The sequence below is a fragment of the Clostridium sp. UBA5988 genome, assembly GCF_002435615.1.
Taxonomy (GTDB): domain Bacteria; phylum Bacillota; class Clostridia; order Clostridiales; family Clostridiaceae; genus Clostridium_J; species Clostridium_J sulfidigenes.
On record NZ_DJBA01000028.1, the window covers coordinates 48316 to 71360 of the forward strand.

Genomic DNA, 23045 nt, shown 5'->3' on the forward strand with positions numbered 1-23045 from the left:
AAATTAAAATTAACAATGATACGGATTACCGCACCATAATAAAGTGCGGTTTTTTATATTTATATATATTACACATATAGAGCTAATTATATGGAGGAGATTGGTCTATTACCAATAGAAGGCTAGCATAAAATAATAGTATCTCTATGTAAATTTTATCATAATGAAACATATATAGGAATATATTTCATTAATATGGTTTACGTGATACAATTTTATTGTAAGTAATATTTTTATGGTTTTGAAGTAAAATTAAATGGGGGGTAGAATGGATACGTATAGAAATTAAAAATTGGAATGAAAAATAGGGGTATAGTCAACATTTAATAGGGGGGAATACGTGTGGTAAAAGTAAAAGTATTAGAACTTGCCAATCATATAAGTAAGATAAAACCTGGTTCAAAAAATGAAATAAAGCCGGAGGATCCAGAATATAAAATTTTGGAACCAGTTGTTACAGAAGAAATGGCAGAAGTAGGACTTTGTGTTGAATTCCGTAAACCAAAGAGCGCAGAAGAAGTTGCTGCTTTATGTGGAAAATCTTTAGAGGAAACAAAGAGAATTCTATGGGAATTAGCCCTTGCTGGTGTTTGCTTCGTTGGTGAAGAAGATGGCGTCGACAAGTACTGGTTTGAGATTTGGGTTCCAGGACATATGGAAATGATAGTTAACCATCCACATAAGGAAAATGTTGAGAATTATAAGCAAATTGCTGAGGCTTTTGAGGCCTATGGAAGAAAAAAAGCACCTATAACAGCAGGCATTTTTCCAGTTGGAACAGGCCCTATGCGTGTTATCCCTATAGAAACTTCAATTCAAGGTGAAACAAGAAGAGCATCCTATGAGGAAGTTTCTAAATATCTCAATGAAAATACTATTTTCTCCGTTTCGGATTGTTCTTGTCGTACATCAAGAGAAGCTATGGGAGAAGGTTGCGGCCACTTGAAGGAAGATATGTGTATTCAGCTTGGTCATGCTGCTGAATACTATATCCGTACAGGAAGAGGCAGAGCAATTACCCGGGAAGAAGCTTTTGAAATCATTAAAAGAGCCGAAGAAAATGGTTTAATGCACCAAATGCCAAATGCAGATGGTCCAGGAAAAACTCATGCCATTTGTAACTGTTGCGGCTGTTCATGTTACGCTACGAGAATTGCAGGAATGTTCTTAAATAATGATATGGTGCGTTCAAATTATGTATCAAGAGTTGATAAAGACAAATGTGTTGGTTGCGGAGAGTGTGTTCAAGTTTGTCCAGTTAATGCATTGAAATTAGGTCAAAAATTATGTGCTAAAACACCAATTGTTGAGAAGAAGAGAGTTGACTTTGCCCACAATACAGAGTGGGGTCCAGATAAATGGAATGTTGATCATCGTATCAACAAGAAAAATGTTGTTGATACAGGCACAAGTCCTTGTAAAACACAATGTCCAGCACATATTTCCGTTCAAGGCTATGTTAAGCTAGCATCTCAAGGAAGATATAAAGAAGCGCTTGAACTTATTAAGAATGAAAATCCGTTTCCGGCTGTATGCGGGCGTATTTGTCCAAGAAAATGTGAATCTGCTTGTACTAGAGGAGATGTTGATGAGCCAGTTGCTATAGATGAAATCAAAAAATTTATTGCTGAACAAGATTTAAAAATGGATACTCGTTATGTACCAAAATTAAGACATGAATATGGTAATAAGATTGCAGTTATAGGAGCTGGTCCTTCAGGTCTCTCTTGTGCTTTTTATTTAGCTCTTGATGGCTATAAGGTAACGGTGTTTGAAAAGCAAAAGGTACTTGGTGGTATGCTTACCCTTGGTATTCCTTCTTATAGATTAGAAAAAGAAGTTATAAATGCAGAAATAGATATTTTAAGAGAACTAGGAGTAGAATTTAAAACTGGTATTGAAGTAGGTAAGGACATAAGTCTTAAATACTTAAGAGGTCAAGGATATGAAGCATTCTATATTGCAATCGGTGCCCAGTTAGGCAGAAACCTTGGTATCCAGGGTGAAGATTCAGAAGGGGTTATTACAGGGGTTGATTTCTTACGTAATGTAAACTTGGGTAATGAGGTAAACCTTGAAGGAGACGTGGTTGTAATTGGTGGCGGTAACGTTGCTATTGATGTTGCAAGAACAGCTACAAGAGTTGGAGCTTCAAAGGTTAACATGTTCTGTCTTGAAAGTCGAGAGGAAATGCCAGCCCTTGAAGAAGAAATTGAAGAAGCATTATCAGAAAGTATTGAAGTCAATAACTCTTGGGGTCCAAAGCGAATTCTCGAAGAAAATGGGAAAGTTATAGGCATAGAATTTAAAAAGTGTCTTTCAGTTTTTGATGATAATGGAAAATTTAGTCCTATATTTGATGAAGATATCACTAAGATTGTGAAGGCAAATCATGTTCTAATTTCAGTAGGTCAAGGAATGGATTGGGGTAGATTGCTAGAAGATAGCAAAATAGAATTGAATCCAAACAAGACAGTGAAAGCAGATTCCTTCACTCTACAGACAGGGGAGCCAGATGTATTTGCTGGTGGGGATGTATTAACAGGTCCTAAGTTTGCTATTGATGCCATTGCTTTAGGTAAAGAAGGTGCAATTTCAATTCATCGCTATGTTCAACCTGGACAGAGTTTAGTTCTTGGAAGAGATAGAAGACAGTACTCTGCACTTGATAAAGAAAACTTAACATTACAAGGATATGACCGCATACCAAGGCAGAAAGTAGACCATGTAGATGGAACGAGATCAAAAGAAACCTTTAAGGATTTACGCCCTACATTTACTGAAGAGCAAGTGATGAAGGAAACAGAACGTTGCCTTGGCTGTGGTGCTACAATTACAGATGAATATCAATGTATAGGCTGTGGTGCATGTACTACTAGATGTAAGTTTGATGCTATTACACTTTTTAGAAAATATGATGCACAAAGTGTACCACTTGAAAAGCTTAAACCTATAATTGTTAAAAATATAATTAAGCGTAAAGGTGTAATCACAGCTAGAAAGATTAAAAAGTTATTCACAAAAGATTCTTAAAAATAAAATGAAATAATTGACATATTACAGGAGAAAAGGTGAGGGAACATATAGTTACCCTCCACCTTTTTCCCTAGATAAGAAGGGTGATTTTAATGCATGAATTAGGTGTAGTAATTGAAGTGGTTAAAACTGTTGAAAATTTCGCAGAAAAGAATGGATTAAAGAAAATAGATACAATAGTTTTACAAATTGGAGAACTTTCTTCAATGATTCCTAAATATATTGAATCTTGTTATCCGGTAGCAGTAGATGGTACAAGATTACAGGACACAAAATTAAAGATTGAAATATTACCAGGTAATGCAATCTGTAAAAAATGTAGAAAAGTTTTTAATATCATTGAGAATAGTAGTAAGTGTCCAAGCTGTACAAGTGAAGAATGGGAGTTATTATGTGGAAAAGAGTTTATGATAAAGGAAATAGTTGCTTGTTAAAGTAAGGCTTGGAAGATTACATAAAAACTTTAATAAATAATTTACTGAAAATAAAATAAGAACTATAAGGTCTGTAAATTATAAGTATTTATTTGCAGCCCTTTTTCTTTTAGTCGTGGATGGGATTTAAAGCAATTCGACTTCATCAAGGTGTAACAGCATTCTATATTTTTTCATACATTAGATATATACAAATACTTAGGAAGTGTGTTATTACGAGCTTTATAAGCAATGCCTTGTACAAAATCGCCATTGAAGGTGGGGGATTAGTTAAAAAGAAGTTTGATAAAGAAACTAGAAATTGCAAAAAAGTAAATGAAGAAGTGTTATTGAAAATATTAAGAGAAAATTGCAAAAGTGAAATCGGAATTAAGTTTAATTTTCGAGATATCAACTCCATAGATGTTTTTAAAGAACATGTTCCATTAACCCAATATGATTATTACGAAAACTATATAAGACGAATGTCAGATGGTGAAAAGAATATTTTAATAAGTAAAGATGTGGAATACTTTGGTCATACATCAGGAACCACAGGAAAGCAAAAGTTAATTCCATCTACTAAAACAAGTAGAAAACTTGCTTCAAAATATATGGCCTTACTTACCAATAAATTTTCTTATGATAACTTTAGAGAAAATTGGAATTATGGAAGAGGTTTAATGATAGTTGATATAGTAATGACAACTTATACCCAAGGAGGAGTACCAATATGTTCTGCTACTTCTGGCGGGATGAATGGTATAAGGTTCATATTACCATACTTATATACCTCACCAATAGAAGTCATGAAAATAAAAGATAAGGAATCCTCCCTTTATCTTAATCTGCTATTTGCATTAAAAGAAACTAATCTTTTATATATTAGTGGAGTTTTTATATCTAATATATTGGATTTATTTAGGATATTAGAAAGTAAACATCAGGATTTAGTTAGAGATATAAGAAGAGGATGTATAAGAAATAATTTGAATATTGATGAAAAAACTAGAAAAAAGTTAAATTCACTTCTTTCTCCTGATGCTAGTAGAGCTGATAAATTAGAGTATGAATTTGAAAAAGGATTGAAGGGTATAAGTAGGAGAGTATGGCCTAATTTATCATATATTGCCACAGTAACTGGAGCAAACTTTTCTATATATGATGATAAAGTAAATTATTATACTGATTCATTGCCAATTTATTCACCAGCCTATGCTGCTACTGAGGCTATGATTGGAATTAATCCTTATGCAAATAAGATAAGATATGTAATTATCCCTGACACTGCCTTTTATGAATTTATTCCACAAGAAGAAGGGGAAGAAGATAGTCAGCATACCCTTTGTTTAGACGAGCTAGAAATAGGGACAAAGTATGAAATAGTTGTTACTAATTATGCAGGTCTCTATAGATATAGAATGGGTGATGTTATTCAGGTAGTTGGATTTTATAATAATTGTCCTGAAGTAGAGTTTTTATATAGGAAGAATCAAGTGTTGAATATGGTATCTGAAAAAACTAATGAAGAACATTTAACTAATTCAATAAAAAGTACAATAAAAAAATTAAATTTAAACTTAGTAGATTATACTACAATGCCTGATAACTCGGTTACTCCTGGAAGATATGCATTTTACTTTGAATTTAAAAATAGTATGTCTAATTATAAGATTAAATTATTAGAGGAAACCTTGGATAAGGAGATTAGAAGTTCTAACTTAGCCTATGATAGAGCTAGAAATAACAAGAATTTATCTATGGTAAAAGTAATACTTTTACAACCAAATACCTTCAATACAATTAAGGAATCTTTATATAAAAAGGGAATATCAAAAAATCAAATTAAAATTCCAAGGGTTATTTCTAATAATAGGAGTATATTAAGTATTATTAATAGAAATAAGATATGATATACTTCAATAATTGAAGAAACAATTCTAGCTATGCGTTCATGTGAGGATTTAAATAATAAGGAAATGGAATTATATAATAATTAGTAGATTATAATGGATAATTTTTATACTTATGTAATCATATGGGTAAGTAAATTTGACAAGTAAAAGTAAAAATGATATTATTATATTGTCAGTGTGTATGAAAACTCAAGACCATCTGAAGGTGGTTTTGAGTTTTTTTATAATAAGGTTTCTTACAAAGCTATGAGTCGTTGGTTTATGCTATAGGTAAATGATATTTTAAAAAAGAAAAATAGCATGAAAGAAGAATGGTTGAAAGTAAAAATTATTAAAACACTAGTTTGAAATTAGAGAGGAGACGGTGAAAAATGAATATAAAAAATGAGCAAGTTAATCATATTAAATTCGGATCAGGAGTTATAACGGAGGTAGAGGGCGATAAGATATTAGTGAAATTTCAAGATAAACTTGGAGTAAAAGCTTTCGTATATCCAGATGCATTTAAAATGTTTCTAGAAGCATCAAATGAGGAAGTTCAGAATAGTATATTAGAAAAATTGCATATAAAGCAAGAAAAGTCAAAGGCTGAACTAGAAGAGAAAAGAAAAGAAGAAAAACAGGAAAAAGAAATACTTGAAAAAGCTGCAAAGGAAGAGAAAAAAATATTACTTGCAGAAAAGAGAGCAGCAGCAAAACTTGCAAAAGCAAAAGATGCAAAATAATCATTAGTTTTTGATAAATGGAGAGTCATTGCATACCCTTATGATTCTAAAGATATAATAAAAACACATTAGCAGAGACATAAGGCTATCTTATTAGCTATATGTCCCATTCTAGTTTTAACATATCTTTAAGTACTTCTACCTTATCAGTTCCAATTTTCTCACATAGTGTTTGCTCTATGGCTGCCTTTTGAGATAAGTTTATTTCATAACATTCTTCGCCTAAGGGAGTCAACTGCAAACATTTATCCCTATTATTGTTTGTTGAATTTGTAATTTCAAGTAAGCCCTTTGCTTCAAGGTTTTTTACAAATTTATGAGTTGCTTGCCTAGAGATATCAACATGTTTTGTAACGTAAGATAGAGTTGTCTTTTTATTATATATTCTTGCCATGATATACCATTCAGAGTTTGAAATATGTATATCACTACTATCATTCCATGATTTTTCACATATTCTACGAAGTAGAACGTGACGCTCACTTATTAAATCAATTAAATGTAAATTTTGTAATTCAGAATTCAATGGCTTCACTCCAATCATAATCTTTACTAAAATAATATACAAATAATATACATAATTCATTAAGAATTGTCAATTTAATTGACAATTTGTTAAATTTAATGTACAATGAAATTAGTCAACTTAGTTGACAAAGTACAACAAGGGAGAAATTGAAATGTTTAATATTGGAGAATTAATAATTTATTCGGCCCATGGAATTTGCCGTGTAGATGACATATGTGAACAAAAAATAGGTGGTAAAAAAAGAAATTACTATAAATTGCACCCAGTGGACGATAGTTCATTAAGTATAAGCGTCCCAGTTGAGAGTGATAAGGTAGCTATGTTACAGCTTGTAAATAAAGAAGAGGCAGAAGAACTCTTAGAATCTTTCAGGGAACCAGGTGTAGATTGGATAGAAGCAAATGCTGAAAGAAACCAAGTATATTCTAAGGTTGTAAAGAATGGAGATCGTAAAGAAATCTCTAAGGTAATAAGTACTTTAATGAGAAAAAAGCTTAAAATTGAAGCAGAAGGAAGGAAATTTCATCAGCAAGATATCAAACTTTTATCTTATGTTCAAAGTATATTGTTTACAGAATTGGCCTTCAAATTAAACACAACTTTTGAAGTAATAAATAGAAAAGTTGCTAGATTAATTAATGAAAATGACTACTAAATATGCTCATAATAGAAGTGTATGTTAAAGAGGGTTGTTTTACTCAGTAGAAGTTAAAAAGGTGAGACATAATTTAAGCTATAAGGGCTTTTGAAAGGGTAGTTGATAAAAATGAATATAAGTAATGATAGAAGTATGGCCATAGAAACAGTTATGAACCATATAGAAAAACAATTTGGAAAAGGTTCCGTAATGAAGCTTGGAGGAACCTCAACAATGGATATAGAAGCTATCCCAACAGGATGTCTTGCTTTAGATATAGCCCTTGGCGTTGGAGGAGTTCCAAAGGGAAGAATAGTGGAGATATATGGACCAGAGTCTTCTGGTAAAACAACAGTAGCACTACATATAGTGGCAGAAGCTCAAAAAAGTGGTGGTGCAGCGGCGTATATTGATGCTGAACATGCTTTGGATCCATCCTATGCGAAAAAACTGGGTGTTAATACTGATGATCTGATTATTTCTCAACCTGATACTGGAGAACAAGGACTAGAAATAGCTGAAGCTCTTGTAAGATCAAATGCTTTAGATGTCCTTGTGGTTGACTCTGTTGCTGCCCTTGTTCCAAGAGCTGAAATAGAAGGTGACATGGGGGATTCTCATATAGGATTGCAGGCAAGGTTAATGTCACAAGCCTTAAGAAAATTAACTGGATCAATTAATAAATCTAAATGTGTTGTTATATTTATAAACCAACTAAGAGAAAAAATAGGTATTATGTTTGGTAATCCTGAAACAACAACAGGTGGAAGAGCGCTGAAGTTTTATTCATCAGTTAGGCTTGATATAAGGAAAACAGATATTATAAAAGTGGGGGAAGATATTCTTGGAAGTAGAACAAGGATAAAAGTAACCAAAAATAAGGTTGCTCCGCCTTTTAAGCTAGCTGAATTCGATATAATGTACAACGAAGGAATTTCAAAGGAAGGTGCACTTATTGATATAGCAGTTAAGGAAGATATAGTTGAAAAAAGTGGATCTTGGTTTTCTTATAAAGATGCTAGACTTGGTCAAGGAAGAGAAAATTCTAAGTTATATCTAAAAGAAAATCCTGAAATAGCCTTTGAAATAGAAAATATAATAAGAGAAAAATATAATCTTAAATTAGTAAAACAAACTAAGGAAGATGAATAAATGGTTTAAATATAAAAGAAAGAGAATCATCATATTATGGATATTCTCTTTCTTTTATTTTTTTATATTTATGTAAAAAACTATTGACAAGATTATTTGCAGATTGTATTATTGTATTAAGGAGTTAGTACAACAACACAATAATACAAGAGGGGTGATTAGATGGCATGGGAATTTAAGGACCAAAGGCCTATATATATTCAATTAATTGAGCAGATTAAACTAAAGATAATTTCAGGAGAATACAAGCCAGGACAAAAGTTTCCAACGGTAAGAGAGCTTGCTGAAGAGGCATCAGTTAATCCTAATACTATACAAAAGGCTTTAGCAGAGTTAGAACGGTCAGGGTTTGTTTATAGTCAAAGGACTAGTGGAAGATTTATCACGGAGGATATAGATATGATAAAAGAGATTAAACTGGATATAGCTAAAGACCAAGCAGTAAATTTTCTTAAGAGTATGAAAAGTTTAGGACTTAGTAATGAGGATATCATGGAATTTCTAGGGAAAGTGGCAAAGGAGATGGAGTAATGGGTGAACCAATTTTTCAGTGTAAGGAATTAGTTAAAAAATATGACAATAAGGAAGCACTTAAAGGTATTAATTTAACTTTAGAAAAAGGCAAAATAGTTGGACTTTTAGGTCCTAATGGTAGTGGTAAAACGACTTTAATAAAGCTAGCTAATGGGTTGTTAAAGCCAACGTCGGGAGAAGTAAAGATAGCGGGACTTCCTCAGGGAATAGAAACTCAAAAAATAGTTTCTTACCTCCCTGAAAGAACCTATCTTAATGATTGGATGAAGGTATCTGATATTATAAATTTTTTCAAAGACTTCTATGAGGATTTTGATGAAAAGAGAGCCTATGATATGCTAAGTAAGTTAAATATTGAATCAAATGTCAAGCTTAAGACCTTATCAAAAGGAACAAAAGAAAAGGTTCAACTTATTTTAGTTATGAGTAGGCAAGCAGAGTTATACTTTTTAGATGAGCCTATTGCAGGGGTAGACCCAGCAGCAAGGGACTATATTTTAAACACTATAATAAGCAATTATAACGAAAATGCAACTGTAGTAATTTCAACTCATCTAATAGCAGATATAGAGAAAGTTCTCGATGATGTTGTTTTTATATCAAATGGAGAAATAATGCTACAAAAAAGTGTAGATGAAATAAGAGAAAGTAGCGGAAAGACAGTAGATGAACTATTTAGGGAGGTATTTAGATGCTAAGAAAATTAATGAAATATGAATTTAAGGCTACAGGCAGAATAATGCTACCTCTTTATGGAGCATTGCTAGGATTTTCAATTATTAATAAGATATTTATTGGAACTAATATGGCTGAGGTAAATATGGATTTCTTAGGTGGAATTCCTGCCATTATAACAATGATAGGATATTTCGTAACTATGGTGGCAGTTTTTGTGGGAACACTTTTTATAACTGTACAAAGATTTTATAAAAACCTATTTGGTGATGAAGGATATTTAATGAATACTATCCCAGTAAAAAGTTCTCAAAATATAGTTAATAAATTAGTAGTATCTATGGTATGGACTATAATAAGTGGTTTCATAGCTGCAACATCTATATTTGTAATGGCCTATGAACCAGGGGTATTAAAAGAAGTAATTAGAGAATTTAAAAATATTTACTTTGAAATTGGATTAAATGTTTTCGGTATAATAGAATTTATAATATTGGGAATTGTAGCTTTAGCTCATCAAATTATGATGCTTTATGCATCACTTTCTATAGGCCAGTTGTTTAAATCAAAAAAATTATTAGGAGGATTTGCTGGATTTATGATATTAAGCATTGCTAAACAATCAATAATAGGAATAGGTATGACTATATTAGTTGCAAGTGATAGTTTTATTTATCTATCTTCACACTATGCAATACTTTGCGGAATTATAGTTTGTTTAACTTTCTTCACAATTTTATTCTGTATAACTAACTACATCATGAAGAATAAGCTTAATCTAGAATAGTAAAAAAATTTAAAGCTCCAGTTTTAGTAATAAACTTAAACTGGAGCTTGTTTTTATTATACTATTTAAATAGAGATCTATTTAAATATAAATATATGAATCTATTTAACTATTTAACTATTTAACTATTTAACTATTTGTTGTAGCCATGCGGGTTTCAGGGGTTTTCATATTTTGAAAGCGGGATTAAGTATACTTAAACAAGGATAAAGAACATGATTTAATATAGGAATCATATTTTAAAATATAACTATTTAAGCATTAGATTTTATGTTAAAGTCTTAGTAACATGATTAAATTAGGAATTATTTACTAAGGAGACATAAATAAAGAGGTGAGCGTAATATTATGAAAAGCCAATGGGAAGAAAAATGGTTAGAAGATATAGAGTTTCTGAGAGAAAATCTCATAGAAAAGCATAAAAATTTATTTTTTAATATAAGTAGGGAAGAGTTTGATAGTAGGATAGATAAATTAAAGTCAATGATAGGTGACCTTGATTATGAAGAGATGAAGGTAGAGATTTCAAGGGTGGTTGCCTCAATTGGAGATGCCCATACATCAGTTGCATTTCCTGCTAATAAGTATTTGCCTATTAAGTTTTATTGGTTTGAGGACGGCATTTATATTATAAGAACTAGTGAGGCTTATAAAAACTTATTATTTAAGAAAGTTATAGCAATTGAAGATGTTAGCATGGATAAAATTCTTCATGAACTTTCAGAAATTATATCTTTTGAAAATGAATATTTTTTTAAGGCTCAGAGTATGAAGTATATGCAGGTTGCAGAAGTTTTATATGGATTATTGATATCAGATTCTATGGATAATATAAAAATAACAACAGAACACAATACAGTTAAAGTTAAAACAGTTAATATTAAAGAATTAAAATATTCAGACAGTGAATTGCCTTTATATGCAAGAAGACCTAATGAGAATTTGTGGTATGAATATTTAGAAGATAAAGAGGAACTTTACATAAAGTATAATTATTGTAGGGAAGAGGGAAATATAAAAATTAGTACAAAAATAGTGGAGATTATAGACTTTATAGAGAAAAATTCTACTTATAAAATTACTATAGATTTAAGAAATAATCTGGGTGGAGATTCCAAATTATTAGAACCTTTATTATGCTATATAAAGAATAATCCTAGAATTAACAATAAGGAAAATCTGAAAGTAATAATAGGAAGAGAGACTTTTTCATCAGGATTACTTAATGCTTATGAATTCAAATTTGAGACAAACTGTGTTATTTGGGGTGAACCTTCAGGAGGAAAACCTAATTGTTATGGGGAGATATTAAGATTTGTTTTACCAAATAGTAAATTTAGTGTTAGCTACTCAACTCGATATTATAAATTGATAGATGATGATAGTACTATGTCTCTGTATCCAGATAAGACAGTATATGAAAAAATTGATAGAAGTCACTCGCACACTCGTGACTTTAGCTGTGAGTTAGAGTGACCTGCTCCCTAAGATCAGAAGTTTTACGTATAATACCTTTTTTATATACATTTATACACTCTCTTGAGGGTATAATATTTTTATAGATTAATTTTATTATTGGAGGTGAAATTGTATGGTTCTTAAATCTTTTAAACTTAGACTTTATCCTAATTTAGAGCAATCTTCTAAATTAAATAAAACTCTTGGTTGTACCCGTCTTGTTTATAATTATTTCTTGGATTATAAAATTAATCTATATAAAAATACGGGTACTTCTATAAATTATAAGGATTGCTCTAAATTATTAACTCAACTTAAATTAGAACGTCCTTTCTTAAAAGAGGTAGATAAGTTTTCTATGCAAAATGCTTTGAAGGGCTTACATTCTGCCTATGACCACTTTTTTAAGGATGGATTCGGTTTCCCTAAGTTTAAAAGTAAAAGAAATCCTAAGAACTCATACACTACTAATTTCACTAATAATAACATTAAAATAGAAAATCATCATATTCAGCTTCCTAAAGTCGGCAAGGTTAAGTATAAGGGTTATAAGAATAAAAATATTAGTGAATATAAAATAGTTAGAGCAACTATTTCTAAAAATAATTTAAATCAATATTTTTGTTTTGTTACTTGTGAAGTAGAAGTACAATCTATGCCGAAATTAGCCACTTCTGTTGGTATTGATTTTGGCATTAAAACCTTTGCTACTTTAAGTAATAGTGGAAGCATATTTAATCCAAGAACGCTTTTTGTTTATGAACATAAGTTAAAACAAGAACAAAGAAAATTAAGTAAAAAACAAAAAGGTTCTAAGAATAACGAAAAGCAAAGGTTAAAATTAGCTAAAATCCATAATAAAGTGGCTAATATAAGGGAAGATTTTTTACAGAAAGAAACAACTAAAATTATAAAAGAAAACCAAATTATAAATATAGAGAAGCTTTCTGTAAAAATGATGATGACATCAAAAGAATATAAAAATATAGCTAAAGAATTAGCTAATGTAAGTATAAATAAAGCAATACAAATGCTTAAATATAAGGCTGACTGGTATAAAAGAACTTTAGTAGAAATTGGAGAATATTATCCGAGCAGTCAACTATGTCATTGTTGTGGTTATCAAAATAAGGAATTAAAATTAAGTGATAGAGAATGGATATGTCCTTCTTGTAATACTCATTTAGATAGAGATTATAATGCAAGTATAAATATCTTAAAAGAAGGACAAAGAATATTAGCCACAAGAAAATAGAAAATAGCAAAAAAAGAGGTCGGGATGACCTTGTTAGCCTATGGAGAAGAGAGGTTACTCTTTTCTATGAAGTAGGAATCTTGGCACTTTAGTGCCGAGTAGTTCAAATAATAAGTAGAATAATAGATTAGGAGTGGTTTTATGCAAGTGTATTTTGATAACAGTGCCACCACTGAACCTTATGATGAGGTAATAGATGCTGTGGTACATACAATGAAAAATAATTTTGGAAATCCTTCATCCGCTCATGGTTTAGGCCTTAAGGCAGAAATAGCTCTTAATGAATCAAGAGACAAACTAGCTAAGACTATTAATTGTACCAAGGATGAAATAATATTTACTTCTGGTGGAAGTGAAAGCAATAATTTTTTAGTAAAAGGTTTTACAGGGGTAGGTGCGCACATAATAACTAGTGAAATTGAACATCCTAGCGTACTTAATACCTTTAGGGAATTGGAAGCAGCAGGGACTAAGGTTACTTATTTAAAGGTTGATAATAAGGGTCGTATATCTCTAGAAGAACTAAAAAACAGCATAAATAGTGACACTAGATTAGTAAGCATAATCCATGTTAATAATGAGCTGGGAGTTGTACAGGATATAGAAGCTATAGGGACATTAATAAAGGAAAAAAGTCCTAGAGTTAAGTTCCATGTAGATGCGGTCCAAAGCTATGGAAAGTTTAAGATAGATGTAAAAAAAGCCCAAATAGATTTGTTATCCGTTAGTGGCCATAAAATTCACGGTCCTAGAGGAGTTGGTTTTTCTTACATAAAAAAAGGATTTAATCCTAAGGCTTTAATAAGCGGTGGTGGACAGGAGAGAAACTTTAGATCAGGAACAGAAAATTTACCGGGTATTATAGGCTTTGTAAAGGCTTCAGATATTATATATAATAATGTTCAACTTAATTATTCAAAGGTAAGTGAGCTTAAAGAATATTTTATAGAAAGACTTAGAGATATAAAAGATATAGTGATAAACAGTCCTTGTGAGGAGTGTTTCAGTCCTTATATTTTAAGTGTTTCCTTTATAGGTGTAAGAGGCGAAGTACTACTACATCTTTTAGAGGAAAAGGGAATATATGTATCTACCGGTTCTGCCTGTTCCGCAAAGAAACAAGGAGATAGCCATGTGCTTAAAGCTATAGGCCTTAATACCCAGGAAACAAAGGGAACCATAAGGTTTAGCTTTAATGAGTTTAATACAAAAGAAGAAGTAGATTACACTATAGAAGTACTAGAAAAAAGTTTGAAATTTTTAAGGAGAAAATAATATGAGAAAACTATTACTTATTAAATATGCATCGGAAATTTTTTTAAAGGGATTAAATAGAAGAACCTTTGAAAAAAAACTCATGAAAAATATAGCTTCGGTACTTAAGGATTGCAGATATGAATTTATAAGCGATCAAGGAAGATGGTTCCTCTATAGTGAAGATTTGGAGGAAGTAATGTCAAAAGTAAAAAGAGTTTTTGGCATTTCTGAAGTTTGTTTAGTTACTGAAGTAGAACCTACCATGGAAGCTATCAGTGCTCAAGCGGTTGTGGAAGCTGAGGATTTTGGAGAAACTACCTTCAAGGTTGAAAGTAATCGAGCAAATAAAGCCTTCCCTTTAAATTCTATGGAGATGAGTCGTGAAATTGGTGCTGTAGTATTAAACGCAGTAGAAGGATTAAGGGTAGATGTTCATAAACCACAAAGAATAATAAATGTGGAAGTAAGAAAAAGGGCATATGTATATTCTAAAAGGGTAAAAGCTGTTGGAGGAATGCCTTATGGCACCAATGGTAGTACTATGCTTATGCTTTCTGGTGGTATAGATTCTCCTGTTGCTGGATATTTGATGGCAAGGCGTGGGGTAGAATTAAACGCTATTTATTTCCACAGCCATCCTTACACTAGTGAAAGAGCTAAAGAAAAGGTAAAGGACTTGGCAAGATTACTAAAGGGTTACACTGGGAAAATCAATCTTTACGTGGCACCTTTCACTGATATTCAAATGGATATAATAGAAAAATGTCCTGAGAATGAGCTTACTATAATAATGAGAAAATTTATGATGAGAGTTGCCTGTGCTGTGGCGGAAAAATATAATATAAACTCTGTAACCACCGGTGAAAGCATAGGCCAGGTAGCAAGTCAAACTATGGAGGGGCTAATGGTCAGCAATGACGTGGCAGATAGACCAGTGTTTAGACCTCTTATCGCTATGGATAAAATAGATATTATGGATATATCTAGAGATATTGGAACCTATGAAACATCTATACTTCCTTATGAAGACTGCTGTACAATATTTGTACCAAAGCATCCCAAAATAAAACCTAGAGTGGACTTAATAAGAAATTCTGAAAGTATACTGGATATTGATAGACTTGTTCAAGAATGTATAGATAATATGGAGATATACAACGATCTTTAATAATTGATGTTAAGGCATCTTCAAAAAATAAATAAGCAAAAGGATGCAGTAATTCTAAACTGCATCCTTTTTTTAGATGAAAATTTGGATAATCATAGTAAAATGTCATCTCTGGCTTAACAGCATAGTCATTTATTGTGAAACTAAATATGACAGAGTCTTAATAAAAGGTTTTGATTACCTGATAAGTTAAATGTTGTGTAATAGCTGTTGTAAGAATGTTATAATATATTTAGTAAATATTTTTCATGGTGAAGGGCAGGGTGTCTATGGGAAATACTAAGGATTTTGATAAGGTTTATAAATATTATGATAAGTTTATGGCTATTTTTAACTTATATAAGATTAGAGATATAGAAGATGCAGCCAGTATTAATGAGGATGAAGTGGTTGTAGATATAGGGGGAGGCACTGGCTTTTTGGCTAATCATATTTGTAATAGCTGTAACACTGTATATGTCCTTGATGAAAGTGAGAAGATGCTTTCAAGAGTAGAGGAAAGAGGCAATGTTAAAGTTATAAAAGGTAATGCTTTAAGCACGCCTTTTGATAGTGGTTCTATAGATACAGTTATAATGAGTGATGTTTTTCATCATATCAAAGAACAAGAGGAGCTCATTGCTGAAATAAGTAGGATACTAAAGGATAGTGGAAAAATAGTTATTATGGATTTCCATAAAAATCATATAAGAACCAGGTTGTTAAGATTATTTGAATTTATTCTCTTTGGAAGATTGTTTTTTAGAACTAAAGATGAAATTAAGGTTTTGCTTGAAGAACATTTTCATATAAGTAAAGTTTATGATAAGGGCTATTATTTTATATTTGTAGGTGAGAAAATATGATAAATAAAATGGTATTTTACTTAAAGGTTGGCTATAAACTCTTTAAAAAAGAAGTTGTAAGCAAAGAAGATTATAGAGCAGAGTACGATAAAGTTTCTAATACCTATAATCATTGGCTCAAAGAAATGGGAACACATTCTGATAATATTATTCATTCAAAGTATATAGACCCAAATAAGGAATTGAAGATACTAGATTTTGCTTGTGGAACAGGATATATAACTAAGGGCCTTTTAGATAAATCTGAAAAGTATAAAATCACAGCTGTAGACCAATCGAGTAAAATGCTTGAGAAGTTAAATGCTGTTAATAAGGATAAGGTTACTATTATTAATAGTGATGGTATTGAATTTTTGAAAAAGTCTAATGAAAAATTTGATGTGATATTTTTTGGTTGGGCACTTTCTTATTTCAATCATCATGAATTATTTAAGCTCTTTAATAATGCTTTAAAACCCCAGGGTATATTAGCTATAATTACAAATGTTCATGGAACTTTAGATAAGATAGAGGAAATATTTCTAGAAGTAATGAGAGAGAAGGAAAAGGAAGTAATTAAACCTATGGATATAAGATTAAATTTACCAAAGGGGAAGAAAGGCTTAGTTAAATGGTGCAGGCAGTACGATTTTAAGGTTTTAGAAGTAGATGAAGGTGAAGTGTTTTTTAGATTTAAGGAGCCAGAGGAACTTATGGAGTGGTTAAATATAACTGGTGCATTGGCAGGCACTAAGAAGATATTTAATAATTATAATGAAGTTGAACCTCTTATAGTGGAAAAAATAAAGAAAGAGAAATATAAAAATGAAGCTTATGAAATAAATCATAAATTTGCCTATGGAGTATTTAGAAAGGAATAGAAATGTATGAGCATAAATAATTTAAAAATCATGTCTCAAATGGCTATTGATAAAAATGTTATAAGGAGTATATTTGACATTTATAATATTCTAAGGGAAGATAAGCAGTTTAATCTATTAAAATATATAAAAATGATGAGAAGTTTTATAAAGGGTGAAAAGCTAGTGAAGCATGAGGACAAGTATATACTGAGTACATTTTTACCACCCTTTCCATCTAAGTCCTTTGTACAAAATGTACTAGCAGTTCATGAGCCTAAAAACATATTTACAAAGCAAATCTATGCAGAGAGAACTGCACCTATTTCTATGTATTTATGTATAACACATAAATGTCCTAATAATTGTGTTTATTGTAGTGCAAAAAGTAGACAATTAGGAGAAGAGTTAACAAAGGAACAATGGATTAAGGTTATACAGGAGCTTCAAGAAATGTGCACTCCTATTATTGGAATTACAGGAGGAGAGCCCATGGCACGTGAAGATATATTTGATATAGTAAGAAGTATAGATAATAGAAGTACATCTATTCTATTTACCAGTGGTTTTAATCTAAGCTATGAAAAAGCAAAAAAGTTAAAGGATAGTGGTCTATTTGGCATTGGAATAAGTTTAGATTCTTATGAAAAAGATATACACAATAAAAATAGAAATAATGAAAATGCCTTTGATTATGCTATTGAAGCTCTTAGAAATGCAAATAAAGCAGGGTTATATGTAATGGCACAAACCGTTATATTGAAAGAAAATCTTGATGAGGAAGAGTTATTTAAGTTATTTAAATTTGCTAAGGATAATGGGGCCCATGAAGTTAAGATACTTGAACCTATCCTAAGTGGCAATCTTTTAACAGAAAAACAATTAAGTAATGTAATGTATAGTGAAAGTGATAGAGAAAAGCTTATAAAATTGCAACATAAGGCAAATAAAATAAGTGATTTATCTAAGATAAGTACCTTTGCTTATACAGAAAGTGAATTAAAATTTGGTTGTGGAGCAGGAAATCAACATTCCTATATAAGTGCTTCGGGAGAATTATATCCCTGTGATTTTGTGCCTATGAACTTTGGAAATGTAAAAGAAGAATCTATAAAAAAACTATGGATTGAAATGAAAAATCATATAGGCAAGCCTAAAGTTGGATGCTTTGCTCAAAAAGTAAATAGGGAAGTATTTAAGCAATCAGAAGGGATACTTCCACTTAGTAAGGAAAAGGCAATAAATATCTGTAATAAGAATAAAAGTGATAGATATCCTAAATATTATAGTGATTTGCAGTAAGGAAATTAAAGGGGCTTTTAAAAAGCACCTTTTCTGTATTATTTTAAGATTATAATTGGCTAAAAGACAATTCATAAATAAAAAAGATTCTATATTAAATATAGAATCTTTTTATGGTTGCGGGAGCAGGACTTGAACCTACGACCTTCGGGTTATGAGCCCGACGAGCTGCCAACTGCTCCATCCCGCGATATTAAGTTCTTAAGAGATTTCCTTAAGCTTCTTACTCAGTATAGTATTAATAGTGAGATAAGTCAATGGTATTAGCAAAAGAAATATTATATTTTTACGTGTATAATTTAATGAAGATATTTCATTAAGATTTATACATCTAAATAGACATATTTAAAGGGGAGAAGGGCATGTTAGATTCATTAATAAAATCATTATTTATATTAGTACCATTGATGTTAAGTATGGTAGTTTACCATAACTTTGATAAGGAATATGTTATAACTGATAAAATTAGTGCAAAAATAAAAATGGACAAGAAATGGCAACCTTTTTTAGTAGTATGTTCTGCTTTTGTATTTCAGATAATTATTGGAATTATAGGAATATATTTGGTATATATTCCTACTAATGTATTCTTCATATTTAGTGGTTTGATAACGGGGATAGCAACAGGGTTTTCAAATAAACTTCAAAATCAAATTAAAGACAAAGAAATATAAAATAATTAAAATTTATATAAGTGTACCATATGAAGTGTTAAGAGATACATTGAGTGACTTCAATGAGCTACTATTAGTATATAGCTTGTTGGAAAAATTAAATTAATATGGATGTTAATAGATATAAGTCAGTTAAAACGTGCTATAATAGGGAGGTTTTTAAATAAAAAGAGGCTTAAACGTATCTATAATATTAATGGATATGCTTAGTCCTTTAGGAATTATTTATATAAAAAAACTTTTAGGTTATCTTTATTGTCTAAGGTGGCAAGTAGAACGTTTTTTATATAAGTCTTTTTTTAATCCTTTATATATAATTTCTCCGTCTTTGATAATTGTGATTGGTTTAAAGGAAAGTTCTGGGACTTTATGAGAAAGGATTGGATTGTTTGGTTCATTTATGCGGTACTATTCTTAAATATTGCCGAAGCTACCATAAAAGATGTTACTTTAAAAAACTATGGCAATGCGCTTTGTGGATTATTATTATGTTTTACTATTCCATTCCCAAATGGACGAAAATTCTTTAAATTAAGTGCTGAAGATAATAGTATGTTTATAGCTTATACAACTATAGCTTGGAATTTATTATATACAACTTGGAATTTATGCTTTGTTTATGGTGAAACTGGTAAATACTTTGCTAGCTCTATATGCATATTATTGGCAGCAGAAATATATCCAATTATTAAAAGAAAACCTGAACTTTATATCGCAGCTCGTATATATACCTTATCTGCTCACGTATTAATTAGAGCTTGTTTACCTAACTTATTCCCAGCTGTAATGGATGCATCATCATGGTTTAATGCAGATATATTATATGCATGGGGAATATTTAACGGTATAATAATAATTCCTTATGCTTTCTGGTATATATGGCAACTACATTCAGGTAAGGCTGAAGTAAGCTTCATTAGAAGTAATACTTCAGCGATGTAGATAGTAAATCTATATTTTTCTTAAGATACCTTAAACCAAATGATCTAAGCCATTAACTGCAGTTTGTTCATTCTCATTAATAGGAATAACTATGCATTTTTGACCATCAATTATTTGAGATTTTATTTGAGGTATCTTTTCAGGTTTTACTTGAAGTATAACGTCATAGTCAGGAGCATCCTTATTATCTTCTGAATTTATATCCAAAGCTTTCTCTAAATTAGTTTCTAAAGTTTCTTCTAAAATCACATTATCATCATTAACTTCTGTAGACAGGACAGTTTCACTATCTACAGAAGTTTCTTGTTTAACTTCCTCCAGTTTAGTTTGAAGTATTTCTACTTGTTTTTGAAGGTGTTCTTCCTTCTTTCTTTGGGCATTTACCTTAAGTGCCTTTGAATCAATTAAATTTTCTGCTAAAGGAAGATCATCACCAAAGTTTTCTACATAGGATTCTTCAATCTTAGAAGTGATTTCTTCAGGAACTCCACTTTCTATTAAAAGGGTTTGTATATCCTTCTTTGTTAAGCTTATAGGTTCACAATCTGCATCATCATATATAGCATTGTATTCCTCTACCATAGCACTTAGATTTTCTTGTACTTCCATAAAAATTTTATCAGCCTTCTTTTCTTCAGTACTAAAAGAATCTTTAATAATTGACTCAAAGGTTTCTTTTTGCAAGGTAGCAGTTTGCTTTGAATAACAACCCAAGGCATTTTCCATTAATTCAGGATGGGTATCCTTTGCATTTTTTGTGTAATACATAATAGAGTTAACGTCTGAACTACGCTCGATAAAAGCAGGAAACACAAAGCCATTAGTTGGAGCATCAACTACCCAATCTCTAATACGTGCTTTTATTTTATTTTCTTCTTCAAAGTATCTAAGACCAGGCTCAGAAAGTGAAACAGGGCATATTGCACATAACACATATTCATATACTTCTTCAGATTCATCTAACTTTGCATTATCAGTGGTTTTAGTAATAACATCATAGGCGTCATGAAAAATAAGTATTATAAAATTACCGGTAAAATCATAATTATCAATAATTAAATCATAAAAATTATCAAGGAGAGCATCATCTTTTAATTGACTTTTTTTAAGTTGCATAAGAGAAATTTGTCTTTCATTCACATAGTCTTCATTAATTGGAAAGTTAAGTTCTAAAATATTATTTCCAATAGTACCAGACAGTACTTTTTTAGCGATTTCTAAGTACTTAAAGTATTCATCCTCATCTAAATTTAGAAATGATTCTCTAAATTTTAAAATGATATTTTTTTCTCCATTAACATAGCAACCACACAACTTAGTGAAGGTGCAATGATCTTTTTTCAACCGTCTTTTTAACTCAAGTATATCTTTTTTTCTCATATATAAACTCCTCAATCTAGTATTTTTCTATTTGTAAGTATTATTAACTATACAGAAAGGCATCACTATATTCATTCCAATAAACAAAGTTCTTAGTATCAGTATTTTCTATACTTAGAACTCCTTGTCCTTTAGGATAAATAAGTCCATGTAAGCCAAACCAAAGATTTGGACACTCACTTAAGTATAATATTTTTTTCATCTTAATTAAAGGGTTTATTAGGTAAAGTAAAAATAGATGATATGAAAATAATAAGCATACCTATAATGTATATGGTATAATAAGGGTATGTTTCCATATAGAAGGTTAGTGGCAGAAAAACTAAAGCAGGATTTTAACAAATAAGTTATATATAAAGAATAGGATATTTAGAGGTAATATTTTAGTATTGAATAATAAGAATGGAGTGGTTATATGTCTAGAGCAAATGACAGAGATATAGTTAGGGGGCAGTATAATTCAGATAAGAATTTAAAAGTCAGGCAAGCTTTACATGATGGTTTTAGTACAAATAAACAGGGATGGTGTAATTGGGTATTTGATCAATATAGGTTTAAGCCCAATGATAAAGTTATTGAATTCGGCTGTGGGAATGGAAGCACATGGGCTAATAATAGAAATAGGATACCAAAGGATATCAAGTTATCTTTGACAGATTTATCTGAAGGTATGTTAAATGTAGTAAAGGATAATCTTTTAGAAGTTGAACAAGTAATTGATTATTCCATTATGGATATACAAAGTATTGGATATGAAGATAGCTCATTTGATTGTGCCATTGCTAATCATATGCTTTACCATGTTCAAAATAGAGATTTAGCAATCAGTGAAATTGCACGTATACTTAAAGCAGATGGAACTTTTTATGCTACTACCAATAGTCTTTATAATATGAAGGGCCTAAAAACTTTAGTGAAAGGTTTTGATTCTCAGATTAATTATTCCTCCTTTTCTGTTGCAAAGGAATTTGGTATAGAAAATGGAGCGGAGCAGTTATCAAAGCATTTTGATTCTGTTGAAACTTTAGTGTATGAAGATTCCCTTCATATAACAGAAGCAAAGCCTTTAGCGGATTATGTTCTATCCTTAGAGGGACATGTAAACATACAAGATATAATGACGGAGAGCAAAATACAGGATTTTTACAGATATTTGGAAGATATAATTTTAAGAGAAGGAAGTATTGATATATCTAAATCTAGCGGAATGTTTATAGCTAAGAACCCTAAGAAAGTGTTATAAAAGGAATAACTTATTCAATATGTTAAGCTAACACTTATTTGTGAAGAGTTATGGATTCCAGTAAAAAGAAAATAAAATGGGGGTTAAAATGAGTATTGAAATAAAAAATCCAAAGGAAGATCAGTATGGTAATAGTAAAGAAAATATTTTTTTAGCCTTTAGTGATGATGGAAGCTATTTGGGAAGTGCTTATACATATCCTAATATAAATTATCACCAGGTCCATGAAACACCATACCTTATCTTTATAGATATTGATTAGGAATTTAAGGGTAGTG

Annotated in this window: 23 protein-coding genes and 1 tRNA gene; 20 read left to right on the plus strand and 4 right to left on the minus strand. The window is 30.8% G+C overall.

Annotated features, from left to right (window positions below):
- The first annotated feature begins 342 nt into the window (after positions 1–342).
- From B3J31_RS06980 to B3J31_RS06995, 4 genes are all read left to right on the plus strand, one after another.
- Positions 343–3033 (plus strand): FAD-dependent oxidoreductase, encoded by a 2691-nt coding sequence (locus tag B3J31_RS06980; RefSeq protein ID WP_346873816.1) that lies wholly within the window; start codon positions 343–345, stop codon positions 3031–3033.
- Positions 3034–3128: 95 nt separating this feature from the next.
- Positions 3129–3470, plus strand: a complete 342-nt coding sequence (locus tag B3J31_RS06985; RefSeq protein WP_035133487.1) for a hydrogenase maturation nickel metallochaperone HypA — start codon at positions 3129–3131, stop codon at positions 3468–3470.
- A 119-nt stretch (positions 3471–3589) separates the two neighbouring features.
- The gene (locus B3J31_RS06990; protein WP_346873817.1) at positions 3590–5362 is read left to right on the plus strand and encodes a GH3 auxin-responsive promoter family protein; all 1773 of its coding nucleotides are present in this window, start codon (positions 3590–3592) and stop codon (positions 5360–5362) included.
- A gap of 374 nt (positions 5363–5736) precedes the next feature.
- On the plus strand, positions 5737–6090 hold the full coding sequence (locus B3J31_RS06995; protein WP_150843688.1) for a hypothetical protein: 354 nt from the start codon (positions 5737–5739) through the stop codon (positions 6088–6090).
- 97 nt (positions 6091–6187) lie between these two features.
- Here the strand turns inward: B3J31_RS06995 and B3J31_RS07000 are convergent, their stop codons facing one another.
- A complete protein-coding gene (locus B3J31_RS07000; RefSeq protein WP_167402972.1) occupies positions 6188–6616 on the minus strand; it encodes a MarR family winged helix-turn-helix transcriptional regulator in 429 nt (142 codons plus the stop codon).
- Positions 6617–6770: 154 nt separating this feature from the next.
- On the opposite strand from B3J31_RS07000, the gene B3J31_RS07005 reads away from it, so the two are divergent.
- The 12 genes from B3J31_RS07005 (at position 6771) to B3J31_RS07060 (ending at position 18528) form a co-directional block, all read left to right on the plus strand.
- Positions 6771–7274, plus strand: coding sequence for a CarD family transcriptional regulator (locus B3J31_RS07005; RefSeq protein ID WP_150843690.1), 504 nt, complete (start codon positions 6771–6773; stop codon positions 7272–7274).
- Positions 7275–7385: 111 nt separating this feature from the next.
- The gene (gene recA, locus B3J31_RS07010; RefSeq protein WP_150843691.1) at positions 7386–8408 is read left to right on the plus strand and encodes a recombinase RecA; all 1023 of its coding nucleotides are present in this window, start codon (positions 7386–7388) and stop codon (positions 8406–8408) included.
- Positions 8409–8570: 162 nt separating this feature from the next.
- The gene (locus tag B3J31_RS07015) at positions 8571–8939 is read left to right on the plus strand and encodes a GntR family transcriptional regulator (RefSeq protein ID WP_150843692.1); all 369 of its coding nucleotides are present in this window, start codon (positions 8571–8573) and stop codon (positions 8937–8939) included.
- Complete coding sequence (locus B3J31_RS07020) at positions 8939–9640, plus strand: ABC transporter ATP-binding protein (RefSeq protein ID WP_035135480.1); 702 nt, start codon at positions 8939–8941, stop codon at positions 9638–9640. The genes B3J31_RS07015 and B3J31_RS07020 overlap by 1 nt, the downstream gene beginning before the upstream one ends.
- A complete protein-coding gene (locus B3J31_RS07025) occupies positions 9634–10404 on the plus strand; it encodes an ABC transporter permease (protein WP_346873818.1) in 771 nt (256 codons plus the stop codon). Before B3J31_RS07020 ends, B3J31_RS07025 begins: the two co-directional genes overlap by 7 nt.
- Before the next feature lie 348 nt (positions 10405–10752).
- A complete protein-coding gene (locus tag B3J31_RS07030; protein ID WP_346873819.1) occupies positions 10753–11880 on the plus strand; it encodes a peptidase S41 in 1128 nt (375 codons plus the stop codon).
- 115 nt (positions 11881–11995) lie between these two features.
- The gene (tnpB, locus tag B3J31_RS07035) at positions 11996–13117 is read left to right on the plus strand and encodes an IS200/IS605 family element RNA-guided endonuclease TnpB (RefSeq protein WP_346873820.1); all 1122 of its coding nucleotides are present in this window, start codon (positions 11996–11998) and stop codon (positions 13115–13117) included.
- Between the two features lie 141 nt (positions 13118–13258).
- The gene (locus B3J31_RS07040) at positions 13259–14392 is read left to right on the plus strand and encodes a cysteine desulfurase family protein (RefSeq protein WP_346873821.1); all 1134 of its coding nucleotides are present in this window, start codon (positions 13259–13261) and stop codon (positions 14390–14392) included.
- 1 nt (position 14393) lies between these two features.
- Entirely contained in the window at positions 14394–15542 is a 1149-nt protein-coding gene (gene thiI / locus B3J31_RS07045) for a tRNA uracil 4-sulfurtransferase ThiI (RefSeq protein ID WP_150843697.1), read from the plus strand.
- 269 nt (positions 15543–15811) lie between these two features.
- The gene (locus tag B3J31_RS07050; protein WP_346873822.1) at positions 15812–16387 is read left to right on the plus strand and encodes a class I SAM-dependent methyltransferase; all 576 of its coding nucleotides are present in this window, start codon (positions 15812–15814) and stop codon (positions 16385–16387) included.
- Positions 16384–17247 carry a methyltransferase domain-containing protein gene (locus tag B3J31_RS07055; RefSeq protein WP_346873823.1) on the plus strand — a complete coding sequence of 288 codons (864 nt, stop codon included), beginning with the start codon at positions 16384–16386 and terminating at the stop codon, positions 17245–17247. Before B3J31_RS07050 ends, B3J31_RS07055 begins: the two co-directional genes overlap by 4 nt.
- 6 nt (positions 17248–17253) lie before the next feature.
- Positions 17254–18528, plus strand: coding sequence for a radical SAM protein (locus tag B3J31_RS07060; RefSeq protein ID WP_346873824.1), 1275 nt, complete (start codon positions 17254–17256; stop codon positions 18526–18528).
- Positions 18529–18642: 114 nt separating this feature from the next.
- Here B3J31_RS07060 and B3J31_RS07065 read toward each other — a convergent pair.
- Positions 18643–18718, minus strand: a tRNA-Met gene (locus B3J31_RS07065).
- Between the two features lie 172 nt (positions 18719–18890).
- Here B3J31_RS07065 and B3J31_RS07070 point away from each other — a divergent pair.
- Both B3J31_RS07070 and B3J31_RS07075 read left to right on the plus strand, forming a co-directional pair.
- Positions 18891–19202 carry a hypothetical protein gene (locus B3J31_RS07070; protein WP_346866863.1) on the plus strand — a complete coding sequence of 104 codons (312 nt, stop codon included), beginning with the start codon at positions 18891–18893 and terminating at the stop codon, positions 19200–19202.
- Positions 19203–19571: 369 nt separating this feature from the next.
- Positions 19572–20144: a hypothetical protein gene (locus B3J31_RS07075; RefSeq protein ID WP_346873825.1), complete on the plus strand. Its 573-nt coding sequence runs from the start codon at positions 19572–19574 to the stop codon at positions 20142–20144.
- Between the two features lie 30 nt (positions 20145–20174).
- On the opposite strand, the gene B3J31_RS07080 is transcribed toward B3J31_RS07075, so the two are convergent.
- Together B3J31_RS07080 and B3J31_RS07085 are read right to left on the minus strand one after the other, a co-directional pair.
- Positions 20175–21524 carry a DUF4317 domain-containing protein gene (locus B3J31_RS07080; RefSeq protein WP_346873826.1) on the minus strand — a complete coding sequence of 450 codons (1350 nt, stop codon included), beginning with the start codon at positions 21522–21524 and terminating at the stop codon, positions 20175–20177.
- A gap of 43 nt (positions 21525–21567) precedes the next feature.
- The gene (locus B3J31_RS07085; protein WP_167402974.1) at positions 21568–21726 is read right to left on the minus strand and encodes a hypothetical protein; all 159 of its coding nucleotides are present in this window, start codon (positions 21724–21726) and stop codon (positions 21568–21570) included.
- A 213-nt stretch (positions 21727–21939) separates the two neighbouring features.
- Between B3J31_RS07085 and B3J31_RS07090 the strand changes: the two genes are divergently transcribed.
- Together B3J31_RS07090 and B3J31_RS07095 are read left to right on the plus strand one after the other, a co-directional pair.
- A complete protein-coding gene (locus tag B3J31_RS07090; RefSeq protein WP_150843704.1) occupies positions 21940–22767 on the plus strand; it encodes a methyltransferase domain-containing protein in 828 nt (275 codons plus the stop codon).
- An 88-nt stretch (positions 22768–22855) separates the two neighbouring features.
- Entirely contained in the window at positions 22856–23029 is a 174-nt protein-coding gene (locus tag B3J31_RS07095; protein WP_346866860.1) for a hypothetical protein, read from the plus strand.
- Positions 23030–23045: the final 16 nt, after the last annotated feature.